The organism is Streptomyces sp. NPDC057877, assembly GCF_042796855.1.
Taxonomy (GTDB): domain Bacteria; phylum Actinomycetota; class Actinomycetes; order Streptomycetales; family Streptomycetaceae; genus Streptomyces.
Window position 1 is genome coordinate 219904 of the sequence record NZ_JBHVMS010000013.1, and the last position, 22898, is coordinate 242801.

Genomic DNA, 22898 nt, shown 5'->3' on the forward strand with positions numbered 1-22898 from the left:
AATGCCCACTTGCACCCGCACGGCACCGACGCCGCCACGCGTCCCGGTCCGCGCGGTGAGGAGACGGGGGGCTGGGTGGGGGAACGAGCGGTGCCCGTGGGCGTGCTGCGGTTCATCGCGTCGCGGGCGTGGGGGTACCGCGCGCTGCTCGGGGCCGCGCTGCTGACCGTCCTGCTGACCACGGCCGTGCTGGCCGCGCTGACCGCGTACTCGGGTGCGATCGGTGACGCGGCACTGCGGCGGTCACTCGGTGAGCGGCGGACCGCGGCCGAGGCCGCGCTGGTGGTGAAGGCCGATGTGCCGGAGGAGGAGCGACGGGCGGCGGATGAAGCCGTGCGGACGGGGGCCCGCGAGATCTTCGACGGGCTGCCCGTCCGGGTACGCACCCTGCCGCGGTCCGGGCCCTACGCCCTGCCAGGCGGGCTGCGGACGGGAGCCGAGCGGGACGGGAACCCCGCGCTGACGTACTTCGCCGCTCTGGACCGCACCCAGGTGCGGGCGGTCGACGGACGCCTGCCGCGCGAGGCGGCGGTGAGTGGGGGGACCGTCGAGGCCGCGCTGCCGCGGAGTGCCGCCCGGCGGCTCGGGATCGGCCCCGGTGAGCGGCTGACCGTCACCGACCGGCTGGACGGCCCGCCGGTACGGGTGCTGATCACCGGTGTGTACCGGCCGGTGGACGTCCGGGCGCCCTACTGGCAGTTGGACGACCTCGGCGGCCGGGGTGTGAAGGCGTCCGGGTTCACGACGTACGGTCCACTGCTCACCGCCGAGGGCGTGGCGACGTCGGGGCGGGTGAGCGCCGGGGCGTCGGGGTGGCTGGTGTCGGCCGACTACTCCTCGCTGACGACGACGCGCATCGGGGCGCTGCGTGAGGCCGTCCGGTCCGGGAGCGCGGAGTTGCGGGAGCGGCCCGCGCTCAGTGGGATGACCGTCGGGGCGACCGGGTTGCCCGAGGTGCTGGACCGGATCGAGCGCTCGCTGCTCGTCACCCGGTCCAGCGTGCTGATCGTCGCCGTGCAGCTTGTCCTGCTCGCGGGCTGTGCGCTGCTGCTCGTCGCGGGGTCGCTCAGCGCAGAACGGACGGGCGAGACCCGGCTGTTGCGGGCGCGCGGAGCCACCCGGGCGCGGCTGGCGGGGCTGGCCGCGCTGGAGGCACTGCTCATCGCCCTGCCAGCGGTGATCGTGGCGCCGCTGGTGGCCGGGCCGTTGACGCGGCTGATGGCAGGGCAGGGGGCGTTGGGACGGACCGGGGTACGCGTGGACGTGCCGGTCGGCGGGCGGGCCGAGGTGTGGGCGGTCGCGGCGGGTGTCGCCGTGCTGTGTGCGGTGGCGGTGGCCGTTCCGGCGTGGCGGGCGTCCTTCGCGAGCGGTGTGCGGGCGAGGGCGCTGCCCGTGCCGCTGCGCGCCGGGGCGGACGTCGGGCTGCTCGCGGTGGCCGGGGTCGCCTTCTGGCTGCTCGACGGCCAGCGCTCCGGCGCCGTCACCGCCGACCGCGCGGGCGTCCTCGGTGTCGACCCGCTGCTGGTGGTGGCGCCCGCCCTGGTGCTGCTCGCCGGAACCGTGCTGGTGCTACGGCTGCTGCCCCTGCTGGCGCGGACCGGCGAGCGGCTTCTGGTGCGGGGGCGCGGGCTGACCGGGGCCATGGTCGGCTGGCAGTTCAGCCGTCGGCCGATGCGCGGAGCGGGGCCCGTGCTGCTCCTGGTCATCTCCGTCGCGTTGGGCGTGGTGGCGATCGGGCAGGGCGCGTCCTGGCACCGCTCCCAGGACGACCAGGCCGACTTCCGCGCGGGGGCGGAGGTGCGGGTGCTGGCCGCGGGGGGTGGCGGTGTGGGGCGTACGGACGTCTACGCGGGCCTTGCGGGGGTCGACGGGATCGCCCCCGCGGTCCGTAGCACGATGCCGCTCTCCGGCAGCCGAACCGCGACCGTCGTGGCCCTGAACACCGCAGGGGCGGCCGGGGCGGTGCTGGCGCGGCGCGATCTGACCGAGGGGCCGATGCTCGCCGGGCTCGCGCCACGTGGGATGCCGACGGGGATCGAAGTGCCCGCGGGTACGGTCCGGCTCACGCTGACCGCAGCCCTGCACAGTACGGTGCCGGGGCCCGGCGGGGACGTCACGCTCTCCGTGCGGGACCGTTACGGGACTTCCTACGCGATACCGTCCGGCCGCCTGGCCGCCGACGGCCGCCCGCACCGGCTGACCCCTGATCTGGGCGGCGCGCGGGGCCCGTTGGCCCTGACGGGACTCGAACTGCGTACGTCGCAGCCGAGCGGCCGTGCCCACCGGCACCGACTGGCCCTCGGCGCGCTCACGGCGACGGCGGCCGACGGCGACGTCCGGCGCCTGACCCTGCCGACGCGGTGGACGACCGCCGTCGAGGCCGACTCGGCCGCCGCCTCCCCCGACGACAGCGCCCGGCCGACCCGCCCCCGCGTCACGTCGACGGCGCCCGTCACCATGACCTACCGCACCGGTCATGTGCCGTCGGACGTCTCCTGGCCCGCCTCGCCGCTGACGGTCCGCCTGGACGTCGCCCAGCCCCCGGTGCCCCAGATCGTCGCGGTCGCCACCGACCGGTTCCTCACCGCCTCGGGTGCGCGGGTGGGCCAGCGCGTGGAGGTGAGGTTCGACGGCCGTTCCGTGCCCGTACGTATCGTCCGTACCGCGAGCGCCCTGCCCACGACGGAGGCCACCGCGCGGGACGGCGGGGCCCTGCTGGTCGATCTCCGGGCCGTCGACCGGGTGCTGCGAGCCCGCGACGGAACCGGCCTCACACCCACCGAGTGGTGGCTGCGCACGGCCGCGCCCGGCGCGGTCGCGGCGGCTGTTCGCGCCCTGCCCGACGTCGAACCGGAGCAGGTGGTGGTGCGCGACGAGATCGCGGCACAGCTGCGCGACGACCCGTTCGGGGCGGCGCCGGAGGCGGCGCTGCTCGGGGCCGCCGCGGTGACGGTGCTGTTCGCCTCGCTCGGTTTCGCGGTGAGCGCGGCGGGGGCGCTGCGGGCACGGGACGGTGAGTTCGCCGTGCTGCGCGCCCTGGGGACACCGCGCCGTCGGCTGGCCCGGCTGGTCGCCGTGGAGCACGGCGTGCTGGTGGCGCTGGCGCTGCTGGTCGGCACCGCGCTGGGGGTGGTGCTGACGTATGCGCTGGTGCCCCTCGTCGTGCTGACCGGGGAGGCCACCCGGCCGCTCCCGCCGGTGCTGGTCGAACTGCCGTTGCCCCGGCTGGCCGTGCTGCTGGCGGGCCTCGCCGCGGGGCCCGCGCTGGTGACCGTGGCCCTCGCGTTGCGGCGGGCGAGACCTGTGGGGGCTCTGAGGGATGAGGTGGGGCAGTGAGCGGACACGTTGCCGGTACGTTCGTCGCTCCCCGGGGCGGGGTGACGCGGTGAGCGCGCGACACGCCGGGTTGCGGACCCGGTTGCGGGCCTTCGCCGGTACGTCCCTTGCCCTCGCGCTGCTCGTGGCCGTGACCGCCGCGCTGGCCGCCGCGTACCCGCGGGCCGTCGACCGGTACGGGGACGCGGGGCTGCGCCGGGCCGTCGAGCAGGCGCTTCCCGACCGGACGACCGTGCAGACGCAGGCCCCGCCGCCCTGGACGGACACGATCGAGGAGGCGGAGGCCGCCCTGCGCACCGGGCCGCTCGCCGCCGCGCAGGCCGAGCTGCTCGCCACCGCCGAGGCGCCGCTGGTCCCCGACCCCGCGCAGTCGTCGTACGGCGTGCGCACGACCGTCGCCCTGGAGGCGTCCGACCGCTGGCTTCCCCAGCCCGCCGGGCTGCCCGCCCGACTGCTGCTCGCCGCCCAGCAGGACCTGGACTCCCACGCCCGGCTCACCGCGGGCCGACTGCCGCGCACCAGCGGCGAACCGGTGACCGCGGCGACCGCGCGGGTCGAGGCCGCCGTCACCACGGACACCGCCCGCACGCTCGGCATCCGCGTGGGCTCGGTGATCCACGTACCCGGTTCGGGCCGCGCCCCGCTCGCCGTCCGGGTCACCGGCGTCGTCGCCCCGCGCGACGCCGAGGGCGCGTACTGGTCGGCACAGCCGGTGCTGCGCACCCCCGCGCAGAGCCGCCTGCCGGGCAGCGCGCCGACGGAGGTGTACTGGCTCGGCGGCCTGCTCCTCGCCCCCGACGCGGGCCCGGTCCTCCTGGGCACCCCCGGCCGCCCCCACCGTTACTGGCAGTTGGCCCCCGACCTCGACACCCTGCGCGGCCACGACCTCGACCGGCTCGCCTCCGCCGTCGCCGCCCTGGAGTCGGGGCCGGGCGTGCAGCGCCTGCGGGCGGCCGTCGACGAGCGCCTGGAGGCCCAGACGTTCCTCGACGAGGTCCTCGCGGGCCACGCCGCACTGCGGTCGGGGATCGAACCGCTGCTCCTGCTCGCCGCCGTCGGCACCGGCAGCCTCGCCGTGATCGTGCTGGCCATGACCGGCGGCGTGGCAGCGGATCGGCGACGCGCCGAGCTGGCCCTGCTGCGGGCCCGCGGGGCCGCACTGACCGGGCTGGCCGTCCGGCTGCTGGCGGAGACGGCGGTGGTGGCCGTGCCGTCCGGTGCGCTCGGACTGACCGCCGCGCTGCTCGCCCTGCCCGGCGCGCGCACCGCGCCCGCCGTCGCCGCCGCCCTCGCCGTCACCCTGCTCGCCTGCGCCGCGCTCCCGCTGCGCGCCCTCGCGGCACACCGCACGGTACGGGCGCACGACGGCCGCGACGACCTCGCCGCCGCCCGGCCCTCGCGGCGCCGCACGGTGGCGGAACTGACCGTGCTGGTGGTCACGGTGGGGGCGGTCGTCGCCCTGCGCCGCCAAGGGGCGGGCAGCGCCGGGCTGGTGGCCGCCGCCCCGGTGCTGACCGGCGCGGTCGCGGCGCTGCTGCTGGTACGCCTCCACCCCCTGCCCCTGCGTGCACTGGGCAAGGTCACCGCCCGGATGCGCGGCCTGGTGATCCCGCTGTCGCTGGCCCACGCGTCCCGCGCCTCCGGCTTCGCCGTGCTGCCGCTGCTCGCCCTGCTCAGCGCCCTGACCACGGCCGCGTTCGGCGGCTCGGTCCTGGCGGGGGTGACGGCGGCCCGCGACCAGGCCGCGCTCCTCGCCGTCGGCGCCGACGGCCGTGTGGAGACGACCACCGGCGCGCTTCCCCGGGGCCTGCCGGACCGCGTCCGCGGACTGACCGGCGTACGGGACATGACGGAGGCGAGCGTCACGTACGAGGCGAAGCCGGGGCAGGGGAGTCAGGTGGTACCGCTGGCCGGTGTGGACCCCGACGCCTATGCGCGGCTGGCGCGGCGCACGGGGCTGGGCGCGTTCGACGCGGGTCGCCTCCGGCGGGGGGACGCCGGTACGAAGGGGCAGGGGGACGCCGGTACGACAGCGCAAGGGAACACCGGTACGACGGCCAGCGGCGCCGACCGGACCCTGCCCGCGCTGGCCTCACCTCGCGTGGCCGAGGCGTACGGCACCGGCCCGTACCCCGTCCTGCTCCCGGACGGCACCTCCCTCACCGTACGGATCGTCCTGGTCAGGGAGCGCACCCCGGCCGTGATCCGTGACGACTTCCTGATAGTGGACCGCGCCGCCCTTCCCCGGGGCCCGGCTCGGGCGACGACGACCCTGCTGCTCACCGGCGACTCCCTCGACGGGCGGGCGTTGCGCTCGGCGGCGGACGGCACGGGGGCGGCCGTCCGGCTGCGTGCCGAGGAACGCGCGCGGCACGTCGACTCACCGCTGCGGTCCGGCACGGAACGCCTCTACGGCGCCGCGGTCGCCGCGGGCGCGGGCTACGCGGTCCTCGCCCTGGTGCTGACCGTGCTGCGCACGGCGCCCGAACGCCGGGCCCTGCTCGCCCGGTTGCGCACGATGGGCATGAGCCGGGCCCAGGGCCGCCGACTGCTGATCCTCACGGCCCTCCCACAGGCGCTGCTGGCCGCGGCGGGCGGCATGCTGACCGGCTGGGTCGGCATTCACCTGCTGTCACCCGGCATCGACCTCACGGCCATCGCGCTGGCCTCCCCGTCCGCCCTCGACGGGGCCGCCCTGCGGACCGATCCGCTCTCTTTGACGGTTCCGGCGCTCGCCGTGCTGCTGCTGGCCGTGGGGGTGCCCGCGGGGCAGGCGTGGTGGGCCAGTCGGCGGGGGTCGGTGCGGGAGCTGAGGTTGGGTGACCACTAGACGACGGCACACCGGACCCCCGCGACACCGGCCCGTGTCCCTCCGCCCTCCCGTCCGTCCGCCAAGAGCAGCCGATGACGAGTAGCCCGACCTTCCATGAGCTGGCCGACCGTGCGCGCGCCGCGCGTGACGCCGCCGTCTACGGACACGACGCCCTGATCACCTGCGACCGGCTGGTACGGATCTTCTCCGCCGACGGTGTGGAGGTCCAGGCGCTGCAGGGCCTCGATCTCCTGGTGCGCGAGGGCGAGTTGATGGCCCTGGTCGGCGCCTCGGGCAGCGGCAAGTCCACCCTCATGAACATCCTGGCCGGGCTGGACAGACCCACGGCAGGAGCCGCCCGCGTCGCCGGTCACGACCTGTTCGCGATGTCCGCCAAGGAACGGCTCGCCTACCGCCGTAGGACCGTGGGCTTCGTCTGGCAGCAGACCTCGCGCAATCTCCTGCCGTACCTCACCGCCGCGCAGAACGTCGCCCTGCCCCTGCAGTTGGCCCGCGCGGGAGGCGGGCGCCGGGCGCGGGCCGACCGCGCCATGGAACTCCTCGACCTGCTGGACGTCGCCGAGTGCCGCGACCGGCGGCCCCAGCAGATGTCCGGCGGCCAGCAGCAGCGCGTCGCCCTCGCGGTCGCCCTCGCGGGCGGCCCCGCGGTCCTGCTCGCCGACGAGCCCACCGGCGAACTCGACTCCTACACCGCCGAGCAGGTCTTCGCCGCGTTCCGCACCGCCAACGAGGAGCTGGGGACCACCATCGTCATCGTCACCCACGACCAGTCCGTGGCCGGTGAGGTCCGCCGCACGGTCGCCATCCGGGACGGCCGCACGTCGACGGAGGTCCTGCGCCGCAGCGAGGTCGACTCCGCCACCGGCCAGGAGAACCTGGTCGCCCGCGAGTACGCCATGCTGGACCGGGCGGGGCGGCTCCAGCTTCCGGCCGAGTACACCCGGGCGCTGGGGATGCGCGACCGGGTCGCCCTGGAGCTGGAGCCCGACCACATCGCCGTCCGCCCGGACGACACGCCCGGTGGCTCCTAGGGCCCGGTGATCGCGCCGTCTTCAGGACTCGGTGACCTCGCCGTCCTTCAGCTCCAGTACCCGGTCGGCGAGGTCGAGCAGCGTTGTGTCGTGCGTGGCCACGAGGGCCGTGATCTGTTCGCTGCGGACGACCGCGCGCAGCAGTTCCATCACGGAGTGCCCGGTCTCCGCGTCCAGTTGGCCGGTCGGCTCGTCGGCGATGAGGATCGAGGGGCTGTTGGCCAGGGCGCGGGCGATGGCGACGCGCTGGCGCTGGCCGCCGGACAGCTCGCCCGGGCGCTGCGCGGCGTGGTCCGCGAGCCCCACGAGGGAGAGCAGCAGGTCGACGCGCTCCCGCCGCTCACGCGGGTCCGCCCGGCGCAACCGCAGCGGCACGCCCACGTTCTCGGCGGCCGTGAGGACGGGGATGAGCCCGAACGACTGGAAGACGAAGCCGATGCGCTCACGGCGCAGCGCGAGGAGGGCGTCCTCCCCCTGCTCCCGCAGGTCCAGCCCGTCGACGGTGACACGTCCGCTGTCCGGCTCGTCCAGCCCGCCGACGATGTTGAGCAGGGTCGTCTTGCCCGAGCCCGAGCGGCCCTTCAGGGCGACGAGTTCACCGCGGGGAACCGCGAAGGACACGCCCCGCAGCGCGTGCACGGCGCCTGCGCCACGGCCGTACGACTTGTGTACGTCCGCCACCTGAAGCATGGCTGCGGTCACCGCCTGGCCCATCGTGCCCCCGTATGCTCCGTTGTTCCGCCGCTGTTCCCCTGATTCCGCGGCGCGCAGTATCCCACCCGCACCCGGCCCCACGACACGCCACGGGCCCCGCTCGCGGAACGACGCCGCGAGCAGGGCCCGTGACACGCCACGCTCTCGCCCCTCAGGTCACGCTGATCGCCCCGGTCAGCGACGCGAACCCGATGCAAGCGACGGACACCGGAATCGCCCAGCGCAGCGCGTGCCTCTGGAAGTCCCCGAGTTCGACCTTGACCAGCCCGAGGAGAACCCACAGGGGCGCACAGCTGCCCGACCGGCTTGTCCCGGTGTCGCGGACGTACTTCTCGGCGACCTCCCGTTGGCCGCGGACGGCTTCTTCGTAGGCGGTGAAGTCGGACAGTACGGCGTAGAGCTTGTGGTGGGCCGGTGGATCGAGGTTGCTGGTGGGCTCGTCCAGCAGGAGGACGTCGGGGCGCTTGACGGCCGCGGCGCACCGCGTGGTTCGACCCGCGGCCCTCGGCGGGGTCGCGGGTCGAACCGTCACCGGGCCTACGCGACGTCGTCGCCGAAGGCCTCCTCGTCCATCATCGCGGCGCCGAAGCCGCCCAGCATCTCCTCGATGTCCAGCTCGGTGGCGCCGGACGGGGCCGTGACCGTCTCCCCCTCGCCCAGCCGCACCTTCAGGCCCAGCTTCTTCACCTTCGCGTTCTCGGCCAGCTTGGAGAGGTCGACGTAGACCTCGGTCAGCTCGCCGTCGTTGAGGGTGAAGTCGGCCGAGACCTTGGTGTTGGGGGCGTCCTGGAAATCCTTGGCCGTGGGCAGCTCCACGCCCGGCGGCAGGTCCTTGGCGAGCGGACGGATCTCGCCGAGCAGCTCCGAGATCAGCGTACGGAACGGCGCGGTCGCGGTGATGTGCTCGGAGCCGTCCTCGCCGTCGGACGTCTTGAACTCGACCTCGCGGGCGATGGTGGAGCGGACGGCAGCCAGCAGCTTCTTCTGCGTCTTGGCGTCGAGGGTGGGCTCCGGCTCGGGCTCCGCGCCGGACTCGCCCTCCAGCTCCGAGGTGGTCTTCTCCATCTCCTCGGCGTCGATCTTCACCCACTCGCCCGCGAGCGCCTTCTTGAGCGCGCCCGCCTCCGGCGGCAGGTCGTCCGCCGACGGCACGGGAGCGCCCATCGCCTTACCGAGGGCGGCGGTGTCGGACCGTACGTAGATGTAGTCGCCGATGACCCGGTACTCGACGAGGTCGCCGTCCTTGGTGCCGACCTTCATGGCCATGCCGACGTAGTCCTTCTCGCCGGACTCGTCGATCGGCTTCTTCGACTGCACGGTGAAACTGACCTTCGCGCCACTGAGCAGGTCGGCGACCTCGTCGGGCAGTTCCTCGCCGGGCTCCGGGTCCGACGACTCGTCCAGCGCCAGCAGCGTCTTCTTGTCGGTGTCGAGGCCCAGTTCGAAGGAGATCGTCTTCTCCTGGCCGAGCTTCTCGAAGGCCTGGTCCAGCTGCTGCCCGGCGGAGAGCTGTTCCACGGTGCCGCAGGCGGCCGAACCCGCCAGGACGGCGCCGACGACTGCGGTGGCGGTCAGGGTCTTACGTATCGCGGTGATGATGGTCTCCTCGTCAGTGCGACCACGAACGTGATCACTGACTAGACCCCTGACATGGCGGAATGGTTGCCCTCACCGTGCCGTGTTGACGTCCGGTTCCGCCCCCGTACGACCCTGGACGCCGAGGTGGCCGTCCTCGAGCCGGAGGCAGACGTCGGCGGAGTGGGCGGTGTCCAGATCGTGGGTGGCCTGGACGATGGTCACTCCGTCGGCGGCGAGTTCCGTGAGGAGGGCCGCGATGGTCTGGCGGGCCTCCGGGTCGAGGCCCGTCGTGGGCTCGTCCAGGAGGAGCAGGTCGGAGTGTTGCGCCAGCCCCTGGGCGATCAGCGCGCGCTGGCGCTGGCCTCCCGAGAGTTCCGCCAGTTGGCGTGCGGCGAGGTCGCCGACGCCCAGGCGGTCGAGGGCCGCGTCCACCGCGGCGTGGTCCCGGCGGGTCAGGCGGCGCCATGGGCCGCGCTCGCCCCAGCGGCCCATCTCCACCGTCTGACGCACGGTGAGCGGGAGCGTGTCACCGACGGCACCCCGCTGGGGCACGAACGCGGGCGGCCGGTCGCCGTCGTGCCGGACCTCGCCCGATGTCGGTTGGATCACACCCGCCAGAACGCCGAGCAGCGTGGACTTGCCGCTGCCGTTCGGACCGACGAGCGCGGTGACGGACAACGCCGGTATCTCGGCGGTCACTTGGCGGAGGACGGGACGTCCCGGGTAGCCCGCGCAGAGGTCGGTGACGCGGACGCGAGCGGCTCGGTGAGGGGATTTGTTGAACATGATTTTCATTGTAGTGTCGTCCGTATGGAGTGGTTGACGGCCCCGTTCGAGGTGACCTTCGTGCAGCGCGCCCTGTGGGGCGGAATCCTGGTGTCCGCGATCTGCGCGCTGGCCGGTACCTGGGTGGTCCTCAGGGGGATGGCCTTCCTCGGGGACGCCATGTCGCACGGGCTGCTGCCGGGCGTCGCGCTGGCCGCGCTGTTCGGTGGGAACCTGCTGGTCGGCGCGGTCGCGAGCGCGGCCGTGATGACGGCGGGCGTGACCGCCCTGGGCCGTACCCCACGGCTGTCGCAGGACACCGGCATCGGACTGCTGTTCGTCGGCATGCTGTCGCTGGGCGTGATCATCGTGTCGCGTTCGCAGTCGTTCGCGGTGGACCTCACCGGGTTCCTCTTCGGCGACGTCCTTGCGGTGCGGGAGCAGGACCTGGTCCTCCTCGGGGCGGCACTGCTGGCGGCGCTCGCGGTGTCGGTCCTCGGTCACCGCGCCTTCCTCGCCCTGGCCTTCGACCCCCGTAAGGCCCGGACGCTGGGGCTGCGTCCACGCCTCGCCCACGCCGTCCTGCTCGGGCTGCTGGGGCTGGCGATCGTCGCCTCGTTCCACATCGTGGGGACCCTGCTGGTGCTGGGACTGCTCATCGCCCCACCCGCGGCGGCCCTGCCCTGGGTCCGCAGTGTGCGCGGGGTCATGGTGCTCGCGGCCCTGCTCGGCGTCGCCGCGACCTTCGGCGGCCTGCTCCTGTCCTGGCATCTGAGCACCGCCGCGGGAGCCACCGTCGCGGCGCTCTCGGTGAGCCTCTTCTTCCTCTCCACCGTCGCGTCCGGCCTCCGCCGCCGCACGCGTCCCCGAACCGACTGAACGAAATCCGAGGCATCCGTCGTGACCGACGCGACCGTCCGAAGAAACGTCACTGCATGGGTCTCGGCCGCGCTGGTGTGCACCGCGCTGCTGACCACGGCCTGCACGACACCGACCGACAACAACACGAAGAAGCCCGCGACTTCACCGTCCACCACCCCACACGGATACGTGCCCGGTGCCAGGGAGTCCGCCGAACAGCAGTCCCGGCTCGTCCTCAACGACCCGGCGACCGGAGACACCCGCGTCCTCGACCTCATCACCGGCGAGACGACCGAAACGGCACCGGTGCGGGGCGCCACCCGGCTGGCGACGGACGGACGCTTCGGCTACCTCCACACCCCCGACCGGACCCATGTGCTCGACAGCGGCACGTGGACGGTGGACCACGGCGACCACGTCCACTACTACCGCGCGGCGATCCGCGACGTCGGCGAACTGCCCGGCGGCGACCGGGCACATGTGCGCGCCGACGCCGCCGTGACCGCCGTGACCGGCGAAGACGGCCGAGCCGTCCTCCACGACCGCGCCAGCCTGGAGAAGGGCCAGATCAAGGCGGACCGGACACTGCCCGGCACCTACGCCGGCGCGGTCGTCCCGTACGCCGAGCACCTGCTCGCCTTCGCCGAGCGCGGCGGCACCACCGAACTCGCCGTCCTCGCCCGGAACGGCGAACGCGTCAGCGCCCCGGACGCCGAGTGCGAGGACCCACGCGGCGACGCCGTCACCCGGCGCGGCGTGGTCTTCGCCTGCGCCGACGGCGCCCTGCTCGTCCGCGAGGAGCGGGACGGCGTACTCGCCGCCGAGAGGATCCCCTACGACGACAGCGTGCCGACGCCGGAACGCGCCACCGCCTTCCGGTACCGGCCCGGCAGCGACACCCTCACCGCCCCGGCCGGGGACGACGCCGTATGGGTCCTGGACGTCACCGAACGCGCCTGGACCCGCGTCGAGACCGGCCCCGTCGTCGCGGCCAACACCGCGGGAGAGGGCGCCCTGCTCCTCGTACTGGAGAACGACGGGGCCCTGCACGGCTACGACATCGCGACCGGCGAGGAACGGGCGCGCACGCAGCGGCTGCTGACGGGCGACCAGCCAGCCGCGATCGAGGTCGACCGCAGCCGCGCCTACGTCAACGACCCCGACGGGAACAAGGTGTTCGAGATCGACTACAACGACGACCTCCGCGTCGCCCGCTCCTTCGAGCTGGACATCCGACCGGCGCTGATGACGGAGACCGGCCGATGAGACGGCTGCGCCGGTTCCTCCTGGGTCTCCTCGCCCTGACCGCCGTGACCTCCGCCACCGCCTGCACCGCCGACGGGGACCGACCGCGGATCGTGGTCACGACCAACATCCTCGGCGACGTCACCCGGGAGATAGCCGGTGCCGAGGCCGAGGTCACCGTCCTGATGCGACCCAACGCCGACCCCCACTCCTTCGGCCTGTCGGCACGCCAGGCGGCCGAACTGGAACAGGCCGACCTGGTCGTCTACAACGGCCTCGGCCTGGAGGAGAACGTCCTGCGCCATGTCGACGCCGCCCGCGCGGCCGGGGTCGCCACCTTCGAGGTCGGCAAGGCGGTCGACCCGCTCACCTTCGGCCCGGGCGTGGACGGCGAGGCCGACCCGCACTTCTGGACCGACCCGGAGCGGATGCGGACGGCGGTCGGGCTGATCGCCGACCGGGTGACGGAGCACGTCGACGGGGTCGACGAGACGACGATCCGCGCCAACGCCAGCCGCTACGACGGCAGGTTGACGGACCTCGCCACCCACATGCGCGAGTCCTTCGACCGTATCCCGGAGGACGACCGGGCCCTGGTCACCAACCACCACGTCTTCGGCTACCTCGCCGACCGCTTCGGCTTCCGGGTCATCGGCGCCGTCATCCCCAGCGGCACCACGCTGGCCTCGCCCAGCTCCTCCGACCTGCGCTCACTCACCCAGGCGATGGAGAGGGCAGGCGTGCGCACCGTGTTCGCCGACTCCTCGCAGCCCACGCGGCTGGCCGAGGTGCTGCGGACGGAGCTGGGCGGCCGGGTCCGGGTCGTCGAACTGTACTCGGAGTCGCTGACGGCCAAGGGCGAGGGCGCCGACACGTACCTGCGGATGATGCGCGCCAACACGACGGCCATGACGGCCGGTCTGACCGCCGACTGACCTCCTGTACCGACCACTTCCCGTGAAAGGACGTACACAGCAATGAACACGACCACCCGGCGGAGAGCCGCTTCCCATACGGCACTCGCCCTGGCGCTCGCCACGGTCCTGACGGCCTGTGGAGGCGAGGACTCCACCACCTCCTCCTCGAAGACCACGCCTTCCGCGGCGACGGTCAAGGAACCCCTCGTCGCCACCTTCGACGGCGGCCTCTACATCCTGGACGGCGAGACCCTCAAGCTCAGCCGCACCATCGAGCTGCCCGGCTTCAACCGCGTCAACCCGGCCGGGGACGAGGACCACGTCATCGTCTCCACGGACAGCGGCTTCCGCGTGCTCAACGCCGCCGCACAGACCTTGACCACCGTCGAGTTCAAGGGCGCGAAGCCGGGCCACGTCGTCCGGCACGCCGGGAGGACGGTCCTCTTCACGGACGGCACCGGCGAGGTCAACGTCCTCGACCCCGCCGACCTCGGCGGCGACGGCGAGCCCGAGACCCGCACCTACACCTCCGCCCAGCCGCACCACGGCGTCGCCATCGAACTGGAGAACGGCGAACTCCTCACCACCCTGGGAACCGAGGAGAAGCGCACCGGCGCGCTCGTCCTGGACAAGGACAACAGGGAAATCGCCCGCAACGAGGACTGCCCCGGCGTCCACGGCGAGGCCGCGGCCCGGAACGAGGCCATAGCCGTCGGCTGCGAGGACGGCATGCTCCTCTACAAGGACGGCGAGTTCACCAAGGTCGACGCCCCCGACGCCTACGGCCGCATCGGCAACCAATCGGGCAGCGACGTCTCCCCGATCCTCCTCGGCGACTACAAGACCGACCCCGACGCCGAACTGGAACGCCCCACCCGCATCTCCCTCATCGACACCGAGACGGCCGAACTCCGCCTCGTCGACCTGGGCACCAGCTACTCCTTCCGCTCCCTGGCCCGCGGCCCGCAGGGCGAGGCCCTCGTCCTCGGCACCGACGGCGCCATCCATGTCATCGACCCCGAGAGCGGCACCGTCGACCGGAGGATCCCGGCCGTGGGCAAGTGGCAGGAACCCCTCGACTGGCAGCAGCCCCGCCCCACCCTGTTCGTCCGCGACACCACCGCCTACGTCTCCGAACCCGGCGAGAAGGCACTGCACGCGATCGACCTGGAAACCGGGAAGAAGGTCACCTCCGTGACGCTGCCCGAGAGCACCAACGAACTGTCGGGCGTGGTGGCCGGGCACTGAGGCCGCGGCGGGCCCGTGCGGCGACCTCAGACGTCCCGCGCGCTCGCGAACTCGTGGAGCACCACCCAGTAGTCGTCCTCCTCGACCGACGTGGCGCACAGACGGCGGCCGTCCACCGAAACGGCGATGAACTCGGGCTCTCCCGTCACGTCGGCGACACGTGACGGGAGGCCTCGGCCGACCGGGTCCTTCACCCGCACCCAGCCGACCTCGCTCCCTCCCGGCACGGGCGGGAGGACGAGGAACTCGCCGTCCGCCCCGTACAGCGCGACCCGTGCGGCATGGTGATGCCAGGCCGCGTCCAGTTCGTCGGCGGCGTGCGGACTGGACGCGGGGACGGCGGCGGTCGGCTCGACCTCGAACCCGGCGACCGCGTGGATGGCCGCGAGCACGGGCGGGCCATCCCGCGCGGCCCCTCCCGTGACCTCAAGGCCACAACACCCGAGGACCTCCCGCCACTTCGGGGGCTGCCGGTGCGTCATGATCGGTGACCTTTCATCGCTCCCGCGAACCGGAGAGGCGGACGAGGAACGCCCCCCGGAGGCTACCGGGACGCGGCGCACGAAGACACGTCGGTCGGCCGCCGTCGCGTCGCGATGACGGCTGCTCCGGGCCGACCCTGGAGCGTTCCGGCACACCCGGGTCCGGCTGCCCGCCGCCCGTGCCCGGTGGCTGCGGGAGATTCTCGAGAACCTCACGCAACACAGGCGCGCGGGCCTCTTCCAGCGACTCGGGCGGGTCCGTGCACGGCGTCGGGCAGCCTGCGCGGGTGGCCACGGGGGAGTGGCCGTCACTCCTCCCCGTCCCCCTCCCGCCGAGCCTCAGCCACCCGCCGCAACCGCCAGTGCCGGGTCCGTGTCTGCTCCGTCACCACGTCGCCGACCATCGTGCGGACGACGTCGCGCAGGCCGTGGAGGGCGTGGTGGCGGGCGGGGCCCGCGCCGGGGTCCTCGCGGAGTTCTCGCAAAAGGGCCCAGCAGAGGACGAGCATGACGACGACGAAGGGGAGGGCGACCAGGATCGTCGCCGTCTGGAGGGAGTTGAGGCCGCCGACGACCAGGAGGACCGCCGCCACCGACGCCATGAGGACGCCCCAGGTGACCACGAGCCAGGAGGGTGGGTGCAGGGCGCCCCGGCTGGTCAGGGAGCCCATTACCAGGGAGGCCGAGTCGGCGCTGGTGATGAAGTAGGTCATGACCAGGACCATGGCCACGAAGGACGTGACCGCGCCGATCGGCAGCGCGTCCAGCATCGCGAACAGCGACGCCTCGGCGCCGTCCTCGATGGCGCTCGCGAGGTCCGCCTCGTTGGTGGAGTCCAGCCGGAGCGCCGTACCGCCCATGACACAGAACCAGATGACCGTCGCACCGCTCGGCACCAGCAGGACGCCGATCAGGAACTCACGGATGGAACGGCCGTGGGAGATGCGGGCGATGAACGTGCCGACGAACGGCGCCCAGGACAGCCACCACGCCCAGTAGAAGATCGTCCAGGCGCCCAGCCAGTCGTGGTCCGTGAAGGCGCCGGTGCGGGTGGCCATGGGGAGGAGGTTCTGGAGGTAGCCGCCCACGGACGCCGGGACCGTGTCCAGGACGTAGACCGTGGGGCCCAGGAGGAAGACGAACAGCATCAGGGCCGCCGCCAGCACGATGTTCAGGGATGACAGCCACTTGATGCCCCGGTGCAGGCCCGAGAACGCGGACAGCACGAACGCCGCCGACAGCGCCGCGATGATGACCAGCTCCGTGGTGCGCGTGGCGTCCACGCCGAACGTCAGGTCCATGCCCTCGGCCACCTGCAGCGCACCCAGGCCCAGACTCGTCGCCGTACCGAAGACCGTGGCGAAGACGGCGAGCAGGTCGATCAACCGGCCCGGCCAGGACACCGCCCGGCGGGCACCGATCAGCGGTACGAACGCCGCGCTGAGACGGTTGCCGCGGCCCTTGCGGAAACCGGCGTACGCCAGGGCGAGTCCCGCGATGCCGTAGATGGCCCAGGGGGTGAGCGTCCAGTGGAAGAACGAGTACTCCATCGCCGTGCGCGCCGCCTCCGGCGACTCCGGCTCCGCCCCGCTCGCCGGAGGCGGCGCCAGGAAGTGGGTGAGCGGCTCGCCGACGCCGTAGAACATCAGGCCGATGCCCATGCCCGCGCTGAACATCATCGCGATCCAGGCGAGGTTCCCGAACTCCGGCTCGTCGCCGTCCTTGCCCAGCGTGATGTGGCCGAACCGGCTGAACGCGATGACCAGGCAGAGGACCAGGAACACGTCCGCCGCCACCACGAACAGCCAGCCGAAGTTGTTCAGGACCCAGGTCAGGCTCGAGGACGACACGTCGTCGAAGGAGTCCTCGCCGAGCCACGCCCACACGACCACCGCGGTGACCGCCGCCATCCCGATGCCCACGAGGGCGTGGTCGGGTCCGGCGGCTACGGGCGTGCCGGGCGGGGGGCCCGGTGCGGGCTGTTCGGTCGGTTCCGTGCTCATAACGCCCCACTATGGTGGGGAATCCGAGGGTTGTGGGGGGTGGCACGCCGCCTTGGTGCGCAGGGTCAGTCCTTGGCCCGCGAGCCGATCGCCCCCGTGATGGTGTGGGCGATGCGGATGAACGTCTCCACCTCGTCCGCCGTCAGGCCCTCGACGGACGTCTCCTCCAGGGTCCGCCACATCGCCGCGATCGGCTCCCGCAGCGCCCGGCCCCGGTCGGTGAGGCGTACGACCATCACCCGTCGGTCGTGCTCGGCCGGTTCCCGGGTGAGCAGGCCCGCGTCCTGCATCCGGCGCAGCGACTTGGAGACGGTGGAGTGGTCCAGGCCGACGCTCTCGAGGAGTTCGGACTGGGTCTGGCCGTCCCGGTCGTAGAGCTGCATCAGCAGCAGCTCCTGCCCCGGATGCAGGTCCATCGCGCGGAGCATCGCGGCGGCCTGACCGCGGTGGGCGCGGGCGAGCAGGAAGACGGCGTAGCTGAGCCGTCCGTCGCGCGCCGTGTTCGGGGTCGGGGGTACGGCGGTCATCGCGGTGTCTTCCTCGGGCGGTGTGCGGCGGAGGCCGACGGGGTGTCCTCAGGCGGTGTGGGTCGGGTAGTCGGTGTACCCGGCCGCCCCACCGCCGTAGAAGGTGGCGGGGTCGGGCGTGTTCAGCGGTGCTCCGGAGCGTACCCGTTCCACCAGGTCGGGGTTTGCCAGGGCGAGCGCGCCGACGGAGACGACGTCCGCGCGCCCGTCCGCGACGTCCGCCGCGCGGGCCGGGATGTCGGCGCCCGCCCGGTTGAGGACCAGCGCGCCGGGCCACAGGCCGCGCAGGGTGTCGAGGAGTTCCTCGTCGCCGAAGTGGACCAGGTGCAGATAGCCCAGGCCGAGCGGGGCGAGCGCGCGGACGAGCGCCGGGTACAGCTCGTGGGTGTCGCTCTCCGCGATGTCGTTGTAGGTGTTGCCGGGGGAGAGCCGGATGCCGGTGCGTCCGGCGCCGATCTCGTCGGCGACCGCGGCGGCCACCTCCACCGCGAAGCGGATACGGCCCTCCAGGGACCCGCCGTAGCGGTCGGTGCGCTGGTTGGTGTTGGTGGACAGGAACTGGTGGACCAGGTAGCCGTTGGCGCCGTGGATCTCCACCCCGTCGGCACCGGCGTCCACGGCGCCCGCGGCGGCCCGGCGGAAGTCGTCGACGGTGGCGGTGACCTCGGCGGTGCCGAGGGCGCGGGGCGTCGGCATCTCCAGTGGGCCGGACGCGGTGAACATGGTGCCCGCGGGCCGCACCGCCGACGGGGCGACCGGCTGGCGCCCGTGCGGGGTGTTGTCGGGGTGGGCGATCCGGCCGACGTGCATCAGCTGGACGACGATCCGCCCGTCCGCCTCGTGCACGGCGTCGGTGACCTTGCGCCACCCGGCGATCTGCTCCGCCGAGTGCACGCCGGGGGTGAGCAGATAGCCCTGTCCGTCCGGGGAGGGCTGGGTGCCCTCGGTGATGACGAGGGCGTGGGAGGCGCGCTGGGCGTAGTACTCGGCGTTCATCTCGGTCGGCACACCCTCGGGGGTGGACCGGTCGCGGGTCATGGGGGCCATGACCAGTCGGTGGGGGAGGTCGATGTCGCCGAGGGCGGTGGGGGTCCACAGGGCGTTGAGCATGGGTTTCTCCTTGACATACGCGGCACTCAGGGGGACTTGCGGGGACTCACGGGTGATCCGTGGAATCGCTTGGCTAGCCACATAAAACGTAGCACCAGAAACGTGGCTGGCCAAGTAAATGTTTCCGGGATGCGCCGGGAAGGCGCCCGACGCGCGGTCTTCTGGTCATGTTCCTGGTCGGGGTCGGCCATTCCGGCCCCCGTCCGTGGCGGCCCCTGGCGCTCGCCGCCGCCCTCGCCACCGCCATGCTGAACGCCGCGATCTACGACGCGGAGAGTTCCGGGTCTGGCTCGGTGTGCACTTCCCGTGGGACGCCGAGGACGGCCTCGTGCTCGGTGACAGGATCGCCGAGTACGTGTGCACCACCCGCCTCGTCGACCTGGGCTGCCCCCGGCGGGCTGAACGCCGCCCGCTATCCGGCCGGTTCCGGCAGCGGGCGGCGCGCCACCTCGTGGGCCTCGGGCGCGGGCACGCCCAGCATGCGCAGCATCAGCTCCGCCAGGTTCGACGCGGCCTCGTCGCCGTCCAGGTCGGGGCGGGTGAACCTCAGCTCCACCAGGGCGACCAGCGAACCGCCCATCGCGGAGAGGGCGACGGTGGTGTCGACGGGGGTGAAGCGGCCCGTGCTGGTGCCGTGCTCCAGGTCACGCAGGGCGCGGGGGGCCAGGCCGGTGCCGGAGTGGATGTGACCGAGGCCGCGGTGGCACACGATCCGCATCAGCTCCGGGTCGGAGTCGGCCATCCGGGCGCTGAGCCGGAAACCGGCGGCGACCAGTTCCGCCGGGTCGTCGATGCCGTGCAGGCGCTCGTCGAAGGCGCGGCCGAACTCCTCCAGGGCGTCCGTGACCGCCGCGTCGAACAACTCCGTCTTGGAGGCGAAGTGGTTGTAGAAGGAGCCGAAGCCGACGTCCGCGCGCTCGGCGATGGTCTGGATGCTGGCGCTGGTGTCCCCGGTCTCGGCGAGGATCTGCCGGGCCGCGCGCACCAGCGCCCCCCGGGTCTCGGCGCGACGGCGCTCGAACCGGTTGCTGGGCGGCGCTGACGTGGTCATGCGGGGAGTCTAGCCGGGGTGACCCTGGGCATTCCAGTTCTGATGCTTCTATCAGCCACCCTCTGGCCCGCTCCCACCCTCTGGCCCGCTCCCACCCTCTGGCCCGCTCCCACCCTCCGGCCCTCTCTCCTCCTCGGGCCCTCTCCCATCCTCCGGCCCCGTCCCATCTCTGGCCCCGCCCCACCCCCGGCCCCGTACCGCCGCGGCCCTCACCACCCCGTCCACAGCAAGTGGTTGACCAGCAGCGCCACCCCCGCCTGCGCCGCGAGCCACGCCCGAGGCCTGGGCAGCAGCGCACACGCGGGCAGCAGCCACAGCGCGAACGGCAGCCAGATGCGTTCCGTCTCCGCCTTGCTCATGCCGGACAGATCGGCGACGAGCAGGGCGAGCAGCGCGGCGCACACCAGCAGGGCGAGCCGGACCTCGGGAACGGCCGGGGAGCCCAGCGGGCCACGGCGGATCAGGACCGCGCCGGTCCCGCGCAGGCCCGCGACCGTCGCCAGCCCCACCACCAGCACCGTGCAGGCGAGATTGGCCCAGACCCAGTAGGCGTAGGGGCGGGTGCCACCGGCGCCCTGGTTGTAGCGGTCGACGAGGAGGTGGTACGCCTCCCAGTAGTCGAACCCGTAGAGCGTGAAGACGAGGGGGACGACCGCCAGGCCCGCGAGCAGATACGGCAGTCCCGGCAGCAGGCCCCGCACCCGGTCCCTGGCGATCAGCAGCACGCCCGCCAGGATCAGGGCGACCAGGGTGAGGCCGTAGGACAGATAGCAGGTCAGCCCGAACAGCAGGCCCGAGCCGCCCAGCGCCGCCCGTGTCCGGCCCGGCGTGCGCGCGGTCACCGCCAGCGCCAGCAGCGCCACCGACCAGGCGGCCACCGCGGCGAAGTACGCGTCCGCCGACGTGCCCATCCACACCGCGCCGGGCGCCAGCACCAGGAACGGTGCCGCCCGCCGGGCGAGCCGCTCCCCGGCCAGCGCCCGCACCGCGACCAGCACCGCGAGGACGGCCGTGGTGCCGACGGCCACGCACCAGACCCCGGCCCAGCCGCCGCCCCGCAGTCCGATCCGGTCGAGCAGCACGAAGGTGACGGTGGCCGCTGGGGGGTGCCCGGCGATGTGCGCGGGCCAGTGGTCGTCTGCCGGGCCGCCCTGGATCAGGATGTGGTCGGTGAAGGTGGACAGGGCCGCCGGAATGTCATGGAAGCGGTCGATGACCTGGAGGTACTCGTAGCGGGTGGTCAGGCGGCGGGCGACGCCCCGGTGCCAGCCGTCGATCAGGGCGAGCGAGAAGGTCCACGCCAGCGCGGTCGCCCACGCGGACGCGAGCAGCGCCCGCCAGGGCAGCCGGGCGGCCAGGGCGGGGGCGTACGCCACCACGGCCGCCGCCACCAGCAGCGCGGCCGGGGTGCCGGGGCCCAGGTGCGGGTCCCAGGAGGCCAGCAGCGGCGGCCAGTCGACGAACAGCGTGCCGTCCGTGTCCTCGATGTGGCGGCCGATCAGCACGGCCGCCACGAAGAGCAGCACGGCCGCGGCGGCGGCGAGCAGATCGGGCGCGACGCGTACGGCGGGCCGGGCGCGCCGGTCGTCCTCGGGGCGGAGCGAAGTGCGGGTCACACCGGAACGCTAGGGCGCCGTGGGCCTGACCGGCTGGTACGCGCGGCGGACGTCAGCGTTTCGTCATCGGTCGCGCACCCCTTCGCGTGCCGGGGCGGGCCTACGGTCGGGACATGGCACGGTCTCCCTTCCCCCCTTCGTCCCCCGGGTTCTGGCGCAGCCCGGTGCGCGGCCCCTGGTTCACCTCGGTGCTCGGCGTGGTCCTGCTCGCCGGGATCACCGTGCTGTTCCTGACCGGGCTGCTGTCGTACGCCGCGTACAACCCGAACCTGTCGCCGGTCAACGACAAGACGCCCGACAAGGGCATCCTCGGCTTCTACCTCTTCTCCTGGCCGACGGACCCGGTCTGGCTGTACCGGCTCAACCAGGGCGTGCACGTCACCCTCGGGATCACCCTCATCCCGGTGCTGCTGGCCAAGCTCTGGTCGGTCATCCCCCGGCTGTTCGCACTGCCCCCGGCCCGCTCGCTCGCCCACGCGCTGGAGCGGCTGTCGCTGCTGCTGCTCGTGGGCGGGGCGCTGTTCGAGTTCGTGACGGGCGTACTCAACGTCCAGCTGGAGTACGTCTTCCCGGGCTCCTTCTACCCCCTGCACTTCTACGGGGCGTGGGTGTTCTTCGCCGCGTTCCTCGTGCACGTCACGCTCAAGGTCCCGCTCGCCCTGCGCAACCTGCGCGCGATGCGCGACGACCCGCGCGAGCCGGAGGAGGCCGCGCTGATCGCCCCGCGGCCCGATCCGCCGACCGTCTCGCGGCGCGGGGCGCTGTGGTTCGTCGGCGGGGGCTCGCTGCTGCTGTTCGCCACCAGCGCCGGGCGCTCCTTCGACGGGCCGCTGCGGCAGACCGCCCTGCTCACCCCGCACGGCGGGCCCGAACCGGGCGGCGGTCCGGGCGGCTTCCAGATCAACAAGACGGCCGCGTCCCGGGGCATCCGCCCCGCCGAGACCACGGAGGAGGCGTGGCGCCTGGTCGTCACGGGCCCCGGCGGCACGGTCCGCCTGTCCCGCGCGCAACTGCTCGAACTGCCCCTGCACAGCGCCGCGTTGCCCATCGCCTGCGTGGAGGGCTGGTCGACGTCCGACCAGTGGTGGCGGGGCGTACGGCTGCGCGACCTCGCCGCGCTCGTCGGCTACGACGACCCGGACCGGGCGCCCGACGTGCTGGTGGAGTCGCTGCAGCGCCGGGGCGCCTTCCGGAGGGCGGCGCTGCGGGCCAACCAGGTCCGCGACGGGCGCTCCCTGCTCGCCCTCGACGTCAACGGCGAGCCCCTCACCCCCGACCACGGCTTCCCGGCCCGGATCATCGTCCCGGCGGCGCCGGGGGTGCTGAACACCAAGTGGGTGACGCGGATGGAGTTCGGAGACCTGTGAGGAGTCCCGCGATGTTCCTGAGGCCCCGGCTGCCGGTGGGCAGCCCGTTGCAGATCCTGCTGCTGGCCTGCTCCTTCGCGCTCGCCGGGTACGCGGGCGTGCGGCTGCTGGAGGGCGAGTGGCTCCAGGTGCTGCTCTGGTTCGTCGGGGCCGCGCTGCTGCACGACCTGGTGCTGCTGCCGCTGTACGCGGCGGCGGACCGGGCGGTGGTACG

18 protein-coding genes are annotated in these 22898 nt (G+C 73.6%); 8 read left to right on the forward strand and 10 right to left on the reverse strand.

Annotated features, from left to right (window positions below; genetic code table 11):
* Window positions 1-114 precede the first annotated feature (114 nt).
* From ACFVQG_RS34165 to ACFVQG_RS34175, 3 genes are all read left to right on the forward strand, one after another.
* On the forward strand, window positions 115-3336 hold the full coding sequence (locus tag ACFVQG_RS34165; protein ID WP_383391344.1) for an FtsX-like permease family protein: 3222 nt from the start codon (window positions 115-117) through the stop codon (window positions 3334-3336).
* Window positions 3320-6166, forward strand: coding sequence for an FtsX-like permease family protein (locus ACFVQG_RS34170; RefSeq protein WP_383391170.1), 2847 nt, complete (start codon window positions 3320-3322; stop codon window positions 6164-6166). Before ACFVQG_RS34165 ends, ACFVQG_RS34170 begins: the two co-directional genes overlap by 17 nt.
* 74 nt (window positions 6167-6240) lie before the next feature.
* Window positions 6241-7200: an ABC transporter ATP-binding protein gene (locus ACFVQG_RS34175; protein WP_383391173.1), complete on the forward strand. Its 960-nt coding sequence runs from the start codon at window positions 6241-6243 to the stop codon at window positions 7198-7200.
* Window positions 7201-7221: 21 nt separating this feature from the next.
* Here the strand turns inward: ACFVQG_RS34175 and ACFVQG_RS34180 are convergent, their stop codons facing one another.
* The 4 genes from ACFVQG_RS34180 to aztA form a co-directional block, all read right to left on the reverse strand.
* Entirely contained in the window at window positions 7222-7914 is a 693-nt protein-coding gene (locus tag ACFVQG_RS34180) for an ABC transporter ATP-binding protein (protein WP_383391177.1), read from the reverse strand.
* A gap of 151 nt (window positions 7915-8065) precedes the next feature.
* Window positions 8066-8446, reverse strand: coding sequence for a hypothetical protein (locus ACFVQG_RS34185; protein ID WP_383391180.1), 381 nt, complete (start codon window positions 8444-8446; stop codon window positions 8066-8068).
* Between the two features lie 5 nt (window positions 8447-8451).
* Window positions 8452-9432: a hypothetical protein gene (locus ACFVQG_RS34190; protein WP_383391183.1), complete on the reverse strand. Its 981-nt coding sequence runs from the start codon at window positions 9430-9432 to the stop codon at window positions 8452-8454.
* Between the two features lie 150 nt (window positions 9433-9582).
* Window positions 9583-10287 (reverse strand): zinc ABC transporter ATP-binding protein AztA, encoded by a 705-nt coding sequence (gene aztA / locus ACFVQG_RS34195; protein WP_383391186.1) that lies wholly within the window; start codon window positions 10285-10287, stop codon window positions 9583-9585.
* A 15-nt stretch (window positions 10288-10302) separates the two neighbouring features.
* Here aztA and aztB point away from each other — a divergent pair, with 15 nt between their 5' ends.
* The 4 genes from aztB to aztD are packed head-to-tail and all read left to right on the forward strand — an operon-like array spanning window position 10303 to window position 14528.
* Window positions 10303-11136 carry a zinc ABC transporter permease AztB gene (gene aztB, locus ACFVQG_RS34200; protein ID WP_383391189.1) on the forward strand — a complete coding sequence of 278 codons (834 nt, stop codon included), beginning with the start codon at window positions 10303-10305 and terminating at the stop codon, window positions 11134-11136.
* A gap of 21 nt (window positions 11137-11157) precedes the next feature.
* A complete protein-coding gene (locus ACFVQG_RS34205) occupies window positions 11158-12384 on the forward strand; it encodes a hypothetical protein (protein WP_383391192.1) in 1227 nt (408 codons plus the stop codon).
* Complete coding sequence (gene aztC / locus ACFVQG_RS34210) at window positions 12381-13298, forward strand: zinc ABC transporter substrate-binding protein AztC (protein ID WP_383391194.1); 918 nt, start codon at window positions 12381-12383, stop codon at window positions 13296-13298. The genes ACFVQG_RS34205 and aztC overlap by 4 nt, the downstream gene beginning before the upstream one ends.
* A gap of 42 nt (window positions 13299-13340) precedes the next feature.
* Window positions 13341-14528, forward strand: coding sequence for a zinc metallochaperone AztD (gene aztD / locus ACFVQG_RS34215; protein WP_383391199.1), 1188 nt, complete (start codon window positions 13341-13343; stop codon window positions 14526-14528).
* Window positions 14529-14554: 26 nt separating this feature from the next.
* Here the strand turns inward: aztD and ACFVQG_RS34220 are convergent, their stop codons facing one another.
* The 6 genes from ACFVQG_RS34220 to ACFVQG_RS34245 all read right to left on the reverse strand — a co-directional run bounded on the left by ACFVQG_RS34220 (window position 14555) and on the right by ACFVQG_RS34245 (window position 21248).
* Window positions 14555-14920, reverse strand: coding sequence for a hypothetical protein (locus tag ACFVQG_RS34220; protein WP_383391201.1), 366 nt, complete (start codon window positions 14918-14920; stop codon window positions 14555-14557).
* A 398-nt stretch (window positions 14921-15318) separates the two neighbouring features.
* Entirely contained in the window at window positions 15319-17013 is a 1695-nt protein-coding gene (locus tag ACFVQG_RS34225; protein ID WP_383391204.1) for a BCCT family transporter, read from the reverse strand.
* Window positions 17014-17078: 65 nt separating this feature from the next.
* Window positions 17079-17540, reverse strand: coding sequence for a MarR family winged helix-turn-helix transcriptional regulator (locus ACFVQG_RS34230; RefSeq protein WP_383391206.1), 462 nt, complete (start codon window positions 17538-17540; stop codon window positions 17079-17081).
* 48 nt (window positions 17541-17588) lie between these two features.
* The gene (locus tag ACFVQG_RS34235) at window positions 17589-18650 is read right to left on the reverse strand and encodes an alkene reductase (RefSeq protein ID WP_383391209.1); all 1062 of its coding nucleotides are present in this window, start codon (window positions 18648-18650) and stop codon (window positions 17589-17591) included.
* Between the two features lie 412 nt (window positions 18651-19062).
* A complete protein-coding gene (locus tag ACFVQG_RS34240) occupies window positions 19063-19701 on the reverse strand; it encodes a TetR/AcrR family transcriptional regulator (RefSeq protein WP_383391211.1) in 639 nt (212 codons plus the stop codon).
* A 209-nt stretch (window positions 19702-19910) separates the two neighbouring features.
* A complete protein-coding gene (locus tag ACFVQG_RS34245) occupies window positions 19911-21248 on the reverse strand; it encodes a hypothetical protein (RefSeq protein WP_383391347.1) in 1338 nt (445 codons plus the stop codon).
* A 182-nt stretch (window positions 21249-21430) separates the two neighbouring features.
* Between ACFVQG_RS34245 and ACFVQG_RS34250 the strand changes: the two genes are divergently transcribed.
* A complete protein-coding gene (locus ACFVQG_RS34250; RefSeq protein ID WP_383391217.1) occupies window positions 21431-22684 on the forward strand; it encodes a molybdopterin-dependent oxidoreductase in 1254 nt (417 codons plus the stop codon).
* The last annotated feature ends 214 nt before the right edge of the window (window positions 22685-22898 follow it).

What these genes read in the sequence shown, in the direction of transcription:
- ACFVQG_RS34170 (WP_383391170.1), top strand. Translation starts at nt 3,320, where the DNA reads ATGAGGTGGGGCAGTGAGCGGACACGTTGCCGGTACGTTCGTCGCTCC.
- ACFVQG_RS34175 (WP_383391173.1), top strand. Translation starts at nt 6,241, where the DNA reads ATGACGAGTAGCCCGACCTTCCATGAGCTGGCCGACCGTGCGCGCGCC.
- ACFVQG_RS34180 (WP_383391177.1), bottom strand. Translation starts at nt 7,914, where the DNA reads ATGGGCCAGGCGGTGACCGCAGCCATGCTTCAGGTGGCGGACGTACAC.
- aztA (WP_383391186.1), bottom strand. Translation starts at nt 10,287, where the DNA reads ATGAAAATCATGTTCAACAAATCCCCTCACCGAGCCGCTCGCGTCCGC.
- aztB (WP_383391189.1), top strand. Translation starts at nt 10,303, where the DNA reads ATGGAGTGGTTGACGGCCCCGTTCGAGGTGACCTTCGTGCAGCGCGCC.
- aztC (WP_383391194.1), top strand. Translation starts at nt 12,381, where the DNA reads ATGAGACGGCTGCGCCGGTTCCTCCTGGGTCTCCTCGCCCTGACCGCC.
- aztD (WP_383391199.1), top strand. Translation starts at nt 13,341, where the DNA reads ATGAACACGACCACCCGGCGGAGAGCCGCTTCCCATACGGCACTCGCC.
- ACFVQG_RS34225 (WP_383391204.1), bottom strand. Translation starts at nt 17,013, where the DNA reads ATGAGCACGGAACCGACCGAACAGCCCGCACCGGGCCCCCCGCCCGGC.
- ACFVQG_RS34230 (WP_383391206.1), bottom strand. Translation starts at nt 17,540, where the DNA reads ATGACCGCCGTACCCCCGACCCCGAACACGGCGCGCGACGGACGGCTC.
- ACFVQG_RS34235 (WP_383391209.1), bottom strand. Translation starts at nt 18,650, where the DNA reads ATGCTCAACGCCCTGTGGACCCCCACCGCCCTCGGCGACATCGACCTC.
- ACFVQG_RS34240 (WP_383391211.1), bottom strand. Translation starts at nt 19,701, where the DNA reads ATGACCACGTCAGCGCCGCCCAGCAACCGGTTCGAGCGCCGTCGCGCC.
- ACFVQG_RS34250 (WP_383391217.1), top strand. Translation starts at nt 21,431, where the DNA reads ATGGCACGGTCTCCCTTCCCCCCTTCGTCCCCCGGGTTCTGGCGCAGC.